We start from the raw sequence: 12580 nt of genomic DNA, 5'->3' as shown, positions 1-12580 counted from the left end.
CTTACGCTCGGACATCGCCCGGGCGCTCACCCGGCGCGATCGCGGCCTGGTCAGGGTTTGGCGAGGCGAGGGCCGCGTCGGATCGGTGCGGTGCCTTGATCACCCGCGCCAACTCGGCGATGAGGAGGGGATCGTCGATCCGGGTGCTTCCCGTGATCACCAACTCGGTCTCGCCGCTGCGCACCGTGATCGACCGTGCCTTGGTCCGCTCGGTGTAGGCGATCGCGATCTGGACGATCGCGCGCATGGTGGTGGCCGAAAAGAGGCCGCCCACCACCAACATTCCCAGCTCCCACGCCTCGGGTGACTTTCCCCGGCCGGGAGTGGGCCCCGTGGCGGGGGCGACACGCACCCTGGGGAGGGCCCGCAGGTCCTCGGCGAACCCCTGGGTGAGGGTGTCGAGCCGTTCGGCGGTCATCGGAAGCTCCGGTTGTACGACCATCGTCAGCTCCACCGTCGCCACCCCTTCCGGCACCTGTTCGCTCACCCTCCACATTCAACACCAGCCGCGCACCTGGCTCGCCTCTCGAACAGCCGAATCCCTCCGGCCCGCCGACCCTGGGCGGCGCAGTCCTGTTAGCGCGCACACCCACGGGACAAGACACCGACGGCAGGTACGGCGGGACGCCCGTACGGCACACAGACAGGCACCAGCGGCAGTACAGCCGGTACGCCAGCGGGCTGCCCTTGGCAGCCGGCGGACGATCGCTTCCCTGGGTCGGCGGGTGATCTCGTCGGCGACGATCAGCCGGGTCACCCGCGAAGGGCACCACCACCACGATCTCGATCAGCCCCGTCACGGCTACGAGCAGGCAATGCCACTGCGGCCGGGCAGGCGTCGCCTTGAGGTTCCCCCGGCAGCTCGGAGGCTTTTGGCCACGCCGGGAAGCCTGACGAGGTATCCAAATCCCAGGCTCCCTGCTTTCACTCCTCCTGCCCATATCGACTACCGTGACGGCGCGGCACTTACCCAGGCAGCCCTCGTGGGGAACGAGGAGACTTGAACCCACAAGAACCTCATGTCAAGCCTTCCTCCTTCAAGGCTTGTCATTGCTTGTCAAAACCCCTTGTTACCATCCGTAACCATCTCGACCTTGTCATTGACTGTCAGAAATAGGCACTGAGCTGCACACACACGATCAAACAGTGGTCGCTTCTTGTCACTGGTTGTCAACCTCAGCGAGGGGTTTTCGGGGGGTAAACGGGGGGGTACCCACCCAGAACGCGGCCAGGTCTGACCGCACCCGCTTCCTCTGCCGCCGGAGCCCTGCGCGCCTCACAGCATGCGTACTGACCGAACCTGCGGCAGCCCATCCTCGGTCAGTTCGACCGTCACCGAAGCCTCATGCGACGGTGGCCTCTCGATGCTGTCCCGCAACGACCGGTGCACGGGGCACTCGCACGACGGCTGCAGCGGTTCCGGACACCGGACAAGAGCTGCCTTCAACCGTTGAATCCCGTCAACGGCGACCGGCCACGACCAGTCCATGTCCCACGGCTCCTCCCAGGGCTGGTGGAAGCAGTCAAGATCGAAGCGCACGAGAACCCCGCCAAGCGCCACGCGATCGGTCCTCACTGTGCATGCGGCTGCAGGTGACAGGGCAACCAGATGACGGTCCATAGTGAAAGCTCGGCCGGTGGGCGAAGACTGAGGCCGACCCCTGCCTACCCCTCCAGTCGCCGAGCGAAGGGACCGCCACGTGAGCACCGACCGGGAAGAGCTGGCACGACGATTCACTGCGGAGCTGCACCAAGGCGTCGACACCCTGGCAGCGCTGGGCTATCCGGCAAGGCGGTTCCAGCTCATGCTGCGCGAGTACCAGGGCGTGGAGACAGCCCGCAAACTGGTCCTCAGTGACAACGCTTCCGACGGGCTGTGGCGCCTCAAAGCAGATGGGCAAGCTCGACATGAGCGTCGAGATGTGGGTCTTGCTCCCCTGGTATGAAGAATTCTTCGACGAGGCCGTACGCGACCGCGCGTACCGCAAGCTCCGCGCGATGGACTTCGACGTGGATGCTGAGATACGCCGCCGCACCAACACGGCACCTTGACGCCGACACCCGCTGCCATCACCGACGAGAAGAACGAGCGCGACGCCGTGGCGAAGATGCTGTCAGGAGGCAGGGCATGAACCGCGAAGACGCTCTCAACGCCGCCAACGCACCGGTCGACTGGACCGCCGACGAGGTCGATCACCAGCCGCTACTGCAGCCGTCACGAGCTACACGCGATCATTTGGGGGACGTCGTACCCGTTCCCGGCGCCTGGCGTTTCGGCGGCCGTCCCCGCACCTTGCCGGACGGCGAGCAGCCGGCCGGACATCACCATCACCGCGTACAACACGGCCATCCGCACGCCCAAGGCTCGGTGCGGGTGCTGGTGGCCGTGCCGGGCAAGCCACGCCAGCCAGCGTCGGAGCCCCGAGATCACCGTAGAGGTGTGTACTCCCTGACCTGCTTGTTCAAGGGTTAAGTCCAGATTCTGTTTGGTGCGCATGTACCCATCAGAGGTAGAACAGCGGCTCGTTTGACCCGTGTCCGTACGCTCGCGAATGTTTCGAGCACTATCGGGAGGACGATCTATGTCGATGTCACGGGCCGCGAGTGGGGACTTCGCCCGCATGCTCGATGCCACTGTCGGTGCCCTTCGGGCGGTGAGCCCACCGCCGGAAGACGAGGAAGCCGCCCGGCAGCGGCGGATCGGCGAGGCAGCGGATGGCCGGGTCTGTGCCGAGTTCGGTGCCGACGGTCGGCTTTCGTCGCTTGCCGTGGATCCGCGCTTAATGCGCCTGGGCCTCGCCGAGCTGTGTGACCGGATCGTCGAGGCGGTCAATGCGGCGATCGACTCCATGCGTAGCGGCGCCTCCGTGCCGGGCGCTGCCGACCTTACGCAGCTCACCGAGCAGCTGCAACAGGTCCGGGATACGGCGGTGCCACGGCTGAGCACGTTTCTGCAGACATTGACCGAGGCGCAGGCCCGGATGTCCGGCGGGAGTGCTAACCGGTGAGCGGCTTCGAGGTGGAGCCCGCGGCCCTGCGGGCAGGCGGTGATCAGGTGGTCGGCGCGGCCGAGCGGTTCATCGGGCAGCTGGAGAGTTTCGAGGCGCAGATGGCCGGCTACGGCGAGCCCTGGGGCGGCGACGACATCGGCTCGCTGATCGGGGTCGTGTACACCGGGGTCTCGGCCTGGGTGCTGGACTGCATCGGTGTGGCTGCCGAGGAGATCGGCGCGGCGGGCAGCGATCTGACCGTGATGGCCGACAACTACGAGTCGGTTGAGCACGAAACCGCGAACGCGATGCGCGACATCCTCGGAATTTTGGGGTGAGGGATGGGACTTCAGCTGCCGGGTGAGCTGGTCACCGCCCTCGGTTGGATCGGCTTTTCCTGGCCGGAGGGTGACGAGGAGAAGCTGTTCGAGATGGGGCAGGCCTGGATCGACTTCGCCGGGACGGTCGCCGACGCCTCTGGGGAGGCTGGCGCGGCCGCTGCGGCGGTGATGTCGCAGCAGAGCGGCGAGGCGATGCAGGCGTTCGCCCAGTGGTGGGCGAAACCGGAGAGCGGGCCAGGCACCCTGCCGGACTACGCGCAGGCGGCAATGCTGGTCGGCACCGGCCTGATCATCTGCGCCGGGATCGTGCTCGCGTTGAAGATTCAGATGATCGTGCAGCTGGCCATCTTTGCCTTCCAGGTGGCGCAGGCCATCGCAACCGCGGTCGTCACCTTCGGCGCGTCGCTGGCTGAGATCCCGATTTTCCAAATGATCACGCGGGAGATCGTCGGTCTGCTGATCGACCAGGTGATTACGGAGCTGATAAGTGGCTAGCCGGGGCAGGGAGGGTGGCCGGAAGCGAGGTGGCGCGGCCAAGCCGAAGGAGGGCAACCTCGTCGGCGCGGCGGTGAAGAAGGCCTCCGCACCCCCGGTGAAGCGCAACAATGATCTGCCCGAGGTCACCATCCGGGTCCAGCGCAAAAGCACGCACCACCGCACCGACTTCGACCGCAAGATGGCCGCCTTGAAACGGCTAAGCGATCAGGGAAAGCTGTTCAAGCAGGCGAACCCGGTAGCGCGCGACACCAGCATTACCGGCGGGTTCAAAGACCGGATCATCCGGAAGATCCACAACAAGTACGTCAGGAACAACAAGGGCAGCGACGCGCAGAAGGCCAAAGACCGTGAAGCGGCCGAGCGGATGAAGCAACGGGTGCGCGACCAGAACCCCGATCATGTCTGGGAGCTGCAACTTGGCGGTCCTGACGAGGTCAGTAACCTGAAGCTGATGGACGCCGACACCAACCAGGACATCGGCACCCAGATCCGGGTGGAGATCATGAACCTGCCGGACGGAACGCCGATCCGAATAGAGGTAGTGGATTGAACCCCGATCTGCGGGAACTCATCGAGGAGCTGCGCGCCGACCTGGTGGCGGACGAGGACAACACCGTCAGCTGGGGAGAGATCAGCGCGGGCGTGCCGACCGACAAGATTCCGGCAGAGGTACCGCAGCCGGTACGCGAGCTGATGGAGGTCGCCGAGAGCATCGCGGCCGGCGGGTTCTACCTGCCCGGCATCTCCTCCTCAGCCCGTATGCAGAGCGGTCTGAAGATCATGCCGGAATACACCGGCGTCGCCGCCGAGCCCGACGAGTGGTTCTACCTCGGGCGCCTCAAGGAAGAGCCGCTGCTGCTACGGCGCGACTCCGGCGCGGTCTGGTACTTCCCGCAGATCAGCACCGACGAGTGGTTCATGCGCGAGGCTTTCCAGGAGATCGCCCCGGACCTGGACTCTTTCCTCGCCTATTACGTGTTCGGCGCGGGCTACGCCGAAATCGGCTATGACGATGACGACTGGTGGCGGTTCCTTGAGGAGCAGGACCTGACCGCCCCCGGCGAGCAGGAGGACGAATGAGCGTGTCGCTGGCGGAACTCACCGCGCTCTGGGGCGCGGACGGCGTGATCGAGGTCCCGGCCGACCTGCTCGGCGACGTGCTCACACCGGGAGTCCTGCCGGCCGGTGCCGCTCTCCCGGTCGAGGTGCCGATCCTGTTCACCGCGGACGTCACCGCCCCGGGCATGACGCCGTTCGGCAAGCTGAAGATCGAGATTGGCGACGAGGGCCCGCGGATGTACGTCATCCTCGGCAGCTCGCCCGATGACGCCCAGATGCTCTACATCCTTGACTCGCGGAACGGCTCGGTCATCCTGCTGGACCTCGCGACGCCGAACTTCGAGCACGTCAACGCCTCGTTTGCTGCGTTCGTCGAGTTCCTCTATAAGCTCGGGCAGCTTATCGACACCGACCCGGGCGGCAGGGCCCGCGCCGAGCTCGCCGCGGCCATCCGCGCCGAGCTGACGCGGGTCGACCCGTCCGCATTCACCGATCCAGAATCGTGGTGGAGCATCGCCTTCGACCAGCTCGAGTCCACCGCCGCCTGACGCACCGAACGCGCGACCGTCAGCGTACGAGCTCAGCGACGAACGAGCTGCGCTGAAGTACGTGCCGGACGGCGACCTCACCAATATCCCGAACGGGTAGCGCCGAGCGGGCCGGCAGGCCTCCGGTCAAACGCAGGTCTGCCGGCCCGGGCGGCGTGAGCTGCAGGAACCGCAGGCCATCGTGTACCTGGTGGTCGTGGTCGGCGGTGAAGCCGATCCGCTGGTAGAACGCTTTGGCCCGGTCGACGTCGGTCACCGGTACGGGAATGAGCTCGATCTTCCATGTCGATGTCATGCGGTAATCGTCCCCGCCATTGCGGCCACAATCTGACCGTTGACTCACGATCGGCGCGGTGGCTCACCGTACAGTTCGATCGGCCGGTCAGCTACGCCTGAACGGGGGAGCTTGCCGAAGTGCCCCGATTGACACAATCGATCCACAAGAGCCGGCGGACGGAAGGACACTGCGTGCCCCTGGTCTACGTGCACGGGATCGGCAATCGGGAGAAGCGTGGCGGCTACGACGTCGCCTCTCGTACACGGGATCGGTTCTTCCGGCAGTTTCTTCCGCCGTCCGTGGTGGGCCACGGCGAGGTCCGCTCGCCCTATTGGGGAAAGCACGGTGGCCGGCTGCGGTAGCGGCACGCGTCGCTGCCCGACGCCGGCCTGGAAGCGCTGGGCGGGGGCGACGATTTCGAAGTCGGGATCGGCCGCCAGGTGGCCGCGGGCGGCGGTTCCACCGGGGTGCTCGTCACCGAGACGGCGCGCCGCAGCATGCGCGACGCCGTGGACCTGCTCTTCGTCCTCATCGATCTGGACGGTATGGACGATGCCGAGGCCGACGCGGTAGTCGCCGAGGCCGCGCTGGCGGTGGCGTACTGCGACCGGCGGGAGCGGCTGGCGCCGGCCGGGCCGGAGAGCGTCCGATACCCGTGGCTGGCCGAGATCAAGGACGACGCCGATTTCGTCGATCGGCTCACCGCCGAGATCGCCCCGCCGGAGGACGCCGAGCCGCGGGAGGCGCTGGGTGGCCGGCTCCGTCGCGACGGGCGGCTGCGACGGCTGATGCGCGGCGGCGTGGACCGGCTGCGGCGGGTGGTCGGCGCGCCGGGCGAGGCGTCGATCTCCGCGCTCCGGGTGCTCAGCGGGCGCCCGGTCTCCCACCTGGTCGGCGACCTCCTGACCTACCTGGCGCGGCGGGGCACGCCGGCCGATCCCGGGCCGATCGTGCGTACGGTGCTGGACGATCTGCGCGCGGCGGCGGCGGAGGCCGGTCCGGGCCGGCCGCTGGTGGTGATCGCGCACAGCATGGGCGGCAATATCATGTACGACCTGCTCACCCACTTCGCGCCTGACCTGCGGGTGGACACTCTGGTGACGGTCGGCTCCCAGGTCGCGTTGTTCGAGGAGCTGAAGCTGTTCGGGGAGAGCGACCCGAGCATCTCCGGCGCCGACGGGTTCCGGGTGCGGCGGCCCGCCGCCATCGGCCGGTGGATCAACCTCGTCGACCGGTCCGATCTGCTCGGCTATCAGGCGGGGAAGGTCTTCGATGGCGTCGAGGACTACGGTTACCCGACCCATGCGGTGTGGGCGCACAGCGCCTACTTCCGGCAGCCTAACTTCTACGCCCGGCTGGGCCGCAAGCTCGCCGGGGGCGAACGGTGACGACGGTATCCGAGGACGCCGGCGACGGCCCGCGGATCCACGCGTTCGTCGTGGGGATCGGGTACTACCCGCACTGCGAGCGGTATCCGCCGGGCACGCCGGAAGGGCGGCTGGCGGCCGACCTGACGGCGGTGACGACGGCGCCGGCCTCTGCGCTCGCACGCCATCGCTGACGGCCGGCCGGGCCGGCAGTGGGCCCTTGACCTGCCCGATCGGGTGCTGCTGGTGGCCGCGTACTGGCGCACCAACCTGACCATGCGGCAGATCGGGCCGCTGTTCGGGGTGTCGCACTCCGCCGCGCACCGGGTCATCGACACCCTCGGCCCGCTGTTGGCCCTGGCACCAGTGCGCCGGCGCCCGGCCGACCAGATCGCGATCGTCGACGGCACGCTGATCCCGACCCGGGACCATCGACTGGCCGCGCCGAGCAAGAATTACCGGTACTCAACCAACCTGCAGGTCGCTATCGACGCCAGCACCCGCCTGGTCATTGCCCTCGGTGACCCGCAGCCGGGCAACCGCAACGACACGATCGTCTACCGCACCTCCGGCATCGACCAGAAACTAGCCGACCGTCCGGTCATGGCCGACGGTGGCTACCAGGGCAACCGCGAGGTGATCATGCCGTACCGCAAGCCACACGACGGCAGTCCGCTGCCGGCCTGGAAGGAAGACCTCAACGAGGACGACGACTGACCTGACCGCTTCCGTGGGCGCCCGGTTCAGCCGGGCGCGCCGCGGTGGTCGCCAGGGTGGCGAGCAAGGAGGAGACATGGGAAAGCCGACGATCCTGCGGGTGCTGGACGTGTCGACGCACCACCTGCCCGAGGACCTGGGCAGCGAGGGCCTGAGCGCCGTCGACGGCGTCACGGCGTACGAGCTGGACTACGGCTGGCTGCTGTGGGTGCCCAGCGACGAGGAGCAGATGGCCGAGGCGCGCACGCGCATCGACCGGCCGGCCCGAATGACCGCCCACGACGCCGGGTCATCGTCGACCCCGGTGAGCCGGGCCAGCGGTCCGGGCTCGGCGAGCGCGTATATGCCGAGCGCGAGACTCAGCCAGCCCAGCGCCCGGGGCAGTGCCGCGCTCGGCTCCGGCCCGTCCAGTTCCGGCAGGAGCACCCCGTCGACACGGTCCACGTGGGGTCCCTTTCGCTCTGATCGTCGGCCCGGACGTCCACGCGGAGCGCGACCACCCGGCGGCCACCGAACGGCGGCCGGGCGGTGCAGGACCGCCACGATGACCGTATGCCCTCGAATCGGAGTATGAGACCGATTTTGGCGAGGCGGATCCGCGCGGGAACAGGCCGACCGGTCAGCGGGAAACCTCATCAAACCCGGGCGATCCGACTTTCCGACCCACTACCGTCGCAAACGGCATCAGGTGAGGCGGCAGCTGAGAGGACGAGAGATGAACGACAACCACCAAGGCGGCACCGGACCCGGCGCCGCCACCCGCCGCTCGCTGCTGCGCAGCGCGGGTGCGATCGGCGCGTCCGCTGTCCTGGCTGCTTGCGGCAGCGACGATTCGACCAGCGGCGCGACGACCGGCACCGCCCCGACCGGCGGCGCCTCGCCGGGTCCGGCTGGCGCCCTCAGCAGTACCAGCGACATCCCGGTGGGCGGAGGGAAGATCTTCGACAAACAGGGCGTGGTGGTCACCCAGCCGAAGGCCGGCGAGTTCAAGGGCTTCAGCAACATCTGCACCCACCAGGGCTGCCCGGTCGCGAGCGTCCAGGGCGGCACGATCAACTGCAACTGTCACGGCAGCAGGTTCTCGATCGAAGACGGTTCGGTGAAGCACCCGCCGGCCACCCGGCCGCTGCCCCCCAAGGCGATCAAGGTCGAGGGCGACAAGATCGTCCTCGCCTGACGGTGGCATTCTGGGCCGGACGAGGTCCGGGCCCGGCCCCACTCCCCGATCACACCACGCCGGTCCACACCGCCTCGCTGCCGGAGTCTCCGGTCCGCAGCACGTACACCGCGGTGAGCACGCAGAAAACAAGCACCACGGCGCTGAGGAGCAGACGCACCCAGGAGGGCAGCCGGACCACCCGCGGATGCCCGCTGGTCACCAGCAGGAGAAGCAGCAGGGTCGACACGCCCAGCCCAAAGGTGAACGAGCGCGTCATCTCGCCGTTGTGCTGGTGCTCGGACACCTGCGCGAGGGTTTCCGGCGGATAGCCCTTGGCGGCCAACGTCGCCTTCAAGGCCTCTCCGGACTCGACGGCCAGCAGAGTCGACAGCGGCGCGGAGATGGCGAGCAGCAACACCGCCCAGCCGATCGGGCGGCGCAGCCGGGGTACCAACGCGTAGATGGCCGCGCCGATCACAAGTAGTGGGACGAAGACGATCGGCACGTGCACGAACAGCGGGTGCAGCGGCAGTCCTTGGAATTCCTCGAACACAGCCCCCTCCTCGGTGGCCGGGCAATCGCTGTCGAATCCGAGCGTAGGGCCGATCCAGCACCCATTCCGGCACATTCGTGAATCACCCTCATAAAGTGGCGGTGGCGCGCAGGTTCTGCTGGCCGTACTCGAAGACGGCATCGCCGTCGCCATCGAGCTCCCGGAGATCTTGGAAGAATTCGGCCCAGAGGGGCCACTTGCCACCAAGAACTCCTCGTACTGAGCCCCGCACCGGCCTACAGGGCCCACCGGATCACGAGAGACCGGCAGTACAGCAGCGATGTACAGCAACCGACGGAGCTACATGAGGCCGCAACGACACCGATTTGGCTGTTGTGCAGCGGTGCGAACCCCACCCGACCACCTTGCCGAGGTCTGGGGGTCAAGGGGTCGTCGGTTCGAATCCGGCCGTCCCGACCAGCACAAGAGGAGATCATTTTCTCTGGTCGGAAATTCTTTGGGGGCACGGCGGGGGCAGTGCCCCCTGTCTACCGCAGCTCAGGGATCGAAGAGAAGCTGGACGGGCGGCCCGTGATGGCCGACGGCGGCTACCGCGGCAACCCTGAGGTGATAATCCCGTACCGCAAGCCCGCCGACGGCAGCGATCTGCCGGACTGGAAGCAAGCCCTGAACGTCGAACACCGGACCGTTCGAGCAGGGGTCGAACATGCCCTGGCCAGGATGAAGTGCTTCAAGATCCTGCGCGACTACCGCCGCGCCGCCCACACATTGACCGACGCCGCTTCCGGCATCGCCAACCTCCACAACATCATCCTCGCTGGCTGACCGCCGGGCCCGTGCCGGGCAACGCCTTCACCCAGTTACGAGACGTCCCTTAGAGCGTGTTTGAGATGGTCTGATGTGGACGGCGTGGCGGCATGACATCGACGCTCGGGTCGGGCAGGGTGGCGCGGTGTCTGCTCGTCGTGGTTACCCCTCGGACCTGACCGACGCCCAGTGGGCTTTGATCGAGCCTCTGCTTCCGGAGCCGAACACGGACGGCCGGAGGGAGAAGCACCCTCGGCGGGAGATCGTCAACGCGATCTTGTATGTCGTCCGGTCGGGGTGCCCATGGCGGTATTTACCTGCGGATCTGCCGCCGTGGCAGACGGTGTACTGGTACTTCAACCGGTGGGAAGACGCCGGAGTGACCGAGAAGCTCCTGGCCGCGTTGCGGATCAAGGCCCGGGTACAGCAGGGCCGTGACCCCGAACCGTCGGCGGGGATCATCGACTCCCAGAGCGTGAAGGGCGCCGACACCGTCGGCCGGGACAGCCGCGGCTACGACGCCGGGAAGAAGATCAACGGACGCAAGCGGTTCATCGTCACCGACACCGCCGGCCTGCTGCTCACCGTGACAGTGTTGGCCGCGAGTTGGCAGGACCGCGACGGCGCCAAGACCGCCCTGCTCAGCGCCTACATGGCCACCCCGATCCGGCACGTCTTCGCCGACCAGGGCTTCGCCGGACGGCTCGTCGACTGGGCCCGCGATATTCTCCGCACCACGCTGGAGATCGTCCGCAAGCCCGCCGACCAGCGCGGGTTCAGCGTGATCTCCCGCCGCTGGGTCGTGGAACGCACTCTGGCCTGGCTCACCGCCTGCCGCCGCCTGGCCCGCGACTACGAACGCCACCCCGAGGTCTCCGAAGCCGTCATCCGCTGGGCCGCCATCGCCGGCATGACCCGCCGTATCACCCGCGGTCACCCCGCCCGCCGTCAAGCCCGCCGCACCTTCACCTAGACCTGATCAACGCCCTCTCAAACACGCTCTTAGACCGAGGCAGGCTGCAGCGGCTCGACCGCCTCCTCGCACTGACCAGCTCAGCTCACCCGTGGCGAGCCGCAATCGCTGGTCACTTCTAACCCCCAGACCCCTTTGACCCCCAGGCAACCAACACAACCGCCCGACCTGCTCCGCCGCGACAGGTGAGCTGAGAAATGGTCCTCCGACGTCCACGGCTGTCCACCGACGTCGGTACCGGTCGTCACTCAGTTAGTCACCCGGTCCCACCGGGATTTCGTAGTCCCCCCGCAAGCCGGTTACCTCGTCGCCCTGAGGATCGTAGATGACCAGGCCGTGCCGCTTCGTGGTCCTGGTCGTCCGTCAGCGTGGCCGGCCGGCACGGTCGATGCCGGCCGGAGGTCGCCAGCAGGCCGGAGCCGGGCCGGCGCGGCCCGCTTGCGGACCGCCTTGATGCTCTTGGTTTAAGTCAGAATCATCAACGTCAGCTGAATGTTCACGAATCCGTTGAGGGCCAGCGCCACCAGCATCGAGAGAATCAGGATGGCTGTACCCCTGCGGCCCTCGCCGGCCATGGGCTTGAGAACCGCACCGACCAACGACCACACCAAGAACCCGACGAAGCCAAGCAGAACCATCATGACGACGCCCACGTCCCCCAGCAGTTTCGGGTCGAAGTAGTCATGGTGGACTGCTGACCGAACCAACCACTCGCCGGCAAGTACACCAATGAGCAATACTGTCGCAACATTGGCCAGTGCAAGGCCCACCCCGCCCCACAGCGCGCCACGGATCTTGCCCGAGTGTTCCTCTCGCTTCATCAACGCCATTCGAAAATGCCAGCCAACCGGCACGAATGCACCAAACACCATCGCGATCACCTGACCAACAGACTGACCAGACGTGTAGACCAGGCCGGTAGCGAAGCGCTCCACCTCTCGTACCTGACCGGCGCCCTGTGGATCCGTGTTGACAAAATCGGCGAGTCCGGCGTTGAACCGCGCAGCAACGACCGTTATCAGGATCACGGCGGCGGCCGCGAGCCGCCAACCCGCTGTAAAGCCATGCTGCCCGCCCTCAGCGGAGTCGCAAGCCATCCGCCGATTATGGAGGACCGGCCGCAGGGGGCACAGATTCCACCGCTGACAAACCTGCTAGACCTCGGACTGCTTCAGCCAACAACCTGACGACCTGCTGCCATCCCGTGTGCCGTCGACCCGCCCTCCTGGGGAGCGGGCCGCCGCCCGGCCCGCCACGACGGGCGGACCGTGACGGCTCGTACGGGCGCTGGCGGGTCGGGCGGTGGTCTGCTCGGCTTGCCCGGGTCGAT

General features: G+C 67.4%; 18 protein-coding genes and 2 pseudogenes. 15 read left to right on the top strand and 5 right to left on the bottom strand.

Annotated features, from left to right (window positions below):
- Position 1: 1 nt before the first annotated feature.
- Positions 2-487, bottom strand: a complete 486-nt coding sequence (locus tag BUS84_RS35660) for a hypothetical protein (protein WP_143728618.1) — start codon at positions 485-487, stop codon at positions 2-4.
- A 1406-nt stretch (positions 488-1893) separates the two neighbouring features.
- Between BUS84_RS35660 and BUS84_RS38490 the strand changes: the two genes are divergently transcribed.
- The 8 genes from BUS84_RS38490 (at position 1894) to BUS84_RS35620 (ending at position 5436) form a co-directional block, all read left to right on the top strand.
- The gene (locus tag BUS84_RS38490; RefSeq protein ID WP_159451108.1) at positions 1894-2052 is read left to right on the top strand and encodes a hypothetical protein; all 159 of its coding nucleotides are present in this window, start codon (positions 1894-1896) and stop codon (positions 2050-2052) included.
- A 76-nt stretch (positions 2053-2128) separates the two neighbouring features.
- A complete protein-coding gene (locus BUS84_RS37940; protein ID WP_143728616.1) occupies positions 2129-2473 on the top strand; it encodes a hypothetical protein in 345 nt (114 codons plus the stop codon).
- A 148-nt stretch (positions 2474-2621) separates the two neighbouring features.
- A complete protein-coding gene (locus tag BUS84_RS35645) occupies positions 2622-3008 on the top strand; it encodes a YbaB/EbfC family nucleoid-associated protein (protein ID WP_244298836.1) in 387 nt (128 codons plus the stop codon).
- Positions 3005-3328: a WXG100 family type VII secretion target gene (locus tag BUS84_RS35640; protein WP_074318690.1), complete on the top strand. Its 324-nt coding sequence runs from the start codon at positions 3005-3007 to the stop codon at positions 3326-3328. Before BUS84_RS35645 ends, BUS84_RS35640 begins: the two co-directional genes overlap by 4 nt.
- 3 nt (positions 3329-3331) lie before the next feature.
- Positions 3332-3826 (top strand): WXG100-like domain-containing protein, encoded by a 495-nt coding sequence (locus tag BUS84_RS35635; protein WP_074318689.1) that lies wholly within the window; start codon positions 3332-3334, stop codon positions 3824-3826.
- Complete coding sequence (locus BUS84_RS35630; RefSeq protein ID WP_074318688.1) at positions 3819-4379, top strand: hypothetical protein; 561 nt, start codon at positions 3819-3821, stop codon at positions 4377-4379. Before BUS84_RS35635 ends, BUS84_RS35630 begins: the two co-directional genes overlap by 8 nt.
- Positions 4376-4909: a hypothetical protein gene (locus BUS84_RS35625; protein WP_074318687.1), complete on the top strand. Its 534-nt coding sequence runs from the start codon at positions 4376-4378 to the stop codon at positions 4907-4909. Before BUS84_RS35630 ends, BUS84_RS35625 begins: the two co-directional genes overlap by 4 nt.
- Positions 4906-5436 (top strand): SUKH-4 family immunity protein, encoded by a 531-nt coding sequence (locus BUS84_RS35620; RefSeq protein ID WP_074318686.1) that lies wholly within the window; start codon positions 4906-4908, stop codon positions 5434-5436. Before BUS84_RS35625 ends, BUS84_RS35620 begins: the two co-directional genes overlap by 4 nt.
- A 19-nt stretch (positions 5437-5455) precedes the next feature.
- Here BUS84_RS35620 and BUS84_RS40395 read toward each other — a convergent pair whose 3' ends face one another.
- On the bottom strand, positions 5456-5731 hold the full coding sequence (locus tag BUS84_RS40395; RefSeq protein WP_244298835.1) for a VOC family protein: 276 nt from the start codon (positions 5729-5731) through the stop codon (positions 5456-5458).
- A gap of 173 nt (positions 5732-5904) precedes the next feature.
- On the opposite strand from BUS84_RS40395, the gene BUS84_RS38485 reads away from it, so the two are divergent.
- From BUS84_RS38485 to BUS84_RS35605, 4 genes and pseudogenes are all read left to right on the top strand, one after another.
- Positions 5905-6075 (top strand): hypothetical protein, encoded by a 171-nt coding sequence (locus BUS84_RS38485; RefSeq protein ID WP_159451107.1) that lies wholly within the window; start codon positions 5905-5907, stop codon positions 6073-6075.
- 78 nt (positions 6076-6153) lie between these two features.
- The gene (locus BUS84_RS35610) at positions 6154-7101 is read left to right on the top strand and encodes a lipase family protein (protein ID WP_074318685.1); all 948 of its coding nucleotides are present in this window, start codon (positions 6154-6156) and stop codon (positions 7099-7101) included.
- On the top strand, positions 7098-7274 hold the full coding sequence (locus BUS84_RS38480) for a hypothetical protein (protein ID WP_159451106.1): 177 nt from the start codon (positions 7098-7100) through the stop codon (positions 7272-7274). The genes BUS84_RS35610 and BUS84_RS38480 overlap by 4 nt, the downstream gene beginning before the upstream one ends.
- Positions 7267-7782 (top strand): annotated as a pseudogene (locus BUS84_RS35605) (transposase family protein); the annotation flags it as partial. The gene BUS84_RS38480 and the pseudogene BUS84_RS35605, both read left to right, overlap by 8 nt.
- Positions 7783-7986: 204 nt before the next feature.
- Here the strand turns inward: BUS84_RS35605 and BUS84_RS35600 are convergent.
- The gene (locus BUS84_RS35600) at positions 7987-8241 is read right to left on the bottom strand and encodes a hypothetical protein (protein WP_074318683.1); all 255 of its coding nucleotides are present in this window, start codon (positions 8239-8241) and stop codon (positions 7987-7989) included.
- Positions 8242-8512: 271 nt separating this feature from the next.
- Here BUS84_RS35600 and BUS84_RS35595 point away from each other — a divergent pair, with 271 nt between their 5' ends.
- Positions 8513-8974 carry a Rieske (2Fe-2S) protein gene (locus BUS84_RS35595; protein WP_074318682.1) on the top strand — a complete coding sequence of 154 codons (462 nt, stop codon included), beginning with the start codon at positions 8513-8515 and terminating at the stop codon, positions 8972-8974.
- A 49-nt stretch (positions 8975-9023) separates the two neighbouring features.
- Here BUS84_RS35595 and BUS84_RS35590 read toward each other — a convergent pair whose 3' ends face one another.
- A complete protein-coding gene (locus BUS84_RS35590) occupies positions 9024-9509 on the bottom strand; it encodes a DUF2231 domain-containing protein (RefSeq protein ID WP_074318681.1) in 486 nt (161 codons plus the stop codon).
- A 486-nt stretch (positions 9510-9995) separates the two neighbouring features.
- Here BUS84_RS35590 and BUS84_RS35585 point away from each other — a divergent pair.
- Together BUS84_RS35585 and BUS84_RS35580 are read left to right on the top strand one after the other, a co-directional pair.
- A pseudogene (locus BUS84_RS35585) lies at positions 9996-10295 on the top strand (transposase family protein); the annotation flags it as partial.
- Between the two features lie 73 nt (positions 10296-10368).
- Positions 10369-11250, top strand: a complete 882-nt coding sequence (locus BUS84_RS35580; protein ID WP_084757739.1) for an IS5 family transposase — start codon at positions 10369-10371, stop codon at positions 11248-11250.
- Positions 11251-11714: 464 nt separating this feature from the next.
- Here the strand turns inward: BUS84_RS35580 and BUS84_RS35575 are convergent, their stop codons facing one another.
- Complete coding sequence (locus BUS84_RS35575) at positions 11715-12347, bottom strand: hypothetical protein (RefSeq protein ID WP_074318679.1); 633 nt, start codon at positions 12345-12347, stop codon at positions 11715-11717.
- Between the last annotated feature and the right edge of the window lie 233 nt (positions 12348-12580).

The organism is Micromonospora cremea (assembly GCF_900143515.1).
GTDB classification, from domain to species: Bacteria; Actinomycetota; Actinomycetes; order Mycobacteriales; family Micromonosporaceae; genus Micromonospora; species Micromonospora cremea.
This window is presented reverse-complemented; position numbering and strand designations above follow the sequence as displayed.

Bases quoted from the DNA above. Each gene is read 5' to 3' on its own strand.
- BUS84_RS38490 (WP_159451108.1), top strand. From the start codon at position 1,894: ATGGGCAAGCTCGACATGAGCGTCGAGATGTGGGTCTTGCTCCCCTGG.
- BUS84_RS37940 (WP_143728616.1), top strand. From the start codon at position 2,129: ATGAACCGCGAAGACGCTCTCAACGCCGCCAACGCACCGGTCGACTGG.
- BUS84_RS35645 (WP_244298836.1), top strand. From the start codon at position 2,622: ATGCTCGATGCCACTGTCGGTGCCCTTCGGGCGGTGAGCCCACCGCCG.
- BUS84_RS35635 (WP_074318689.1), top strand. From the start codon at position 3,332: ATGGGACTTCAGCTGCCGGGTGAGCTGGTCACCGCCCTCGGTTGGATC.
- BUS84_RS35620 (WP_074318686.1), top strand. From the start codon at position 4,906: ATGAGCGTGTCGCTGGCGGAACTCACCGCGCTCTGGGGCGCGGACGGC.
- BUS84_RS40395 (WP_244298835.1), bottom strand. From the start codon at position 5,731: ATGACATCGACATGGAAGATCGAGCTCATTCCCGTACCGGTGACCGAC.
- BUS84_RS35595 (WP_074318682.1), top strand. From the start codon at position 8,513: ATGAACGACAACCACCAAGGCGGCACCGGACCCGGCGCCGCCACCCGC.
- BUS84_RS35580 (WP_084757739.1), top strand. From the start codon at position 10,369: ATGTGGACGGCGTGGCGGCATGACATCGACGCTCGGGTCGGGCAGGGT.
- BUS84_RS35575 (WP_074318679.1), bottom strand. From the start codon at position 12,347: ATGGCTTGCGACTCCGCTGAGGGCGGGCAGCATGGCTTTACAGCGGGT.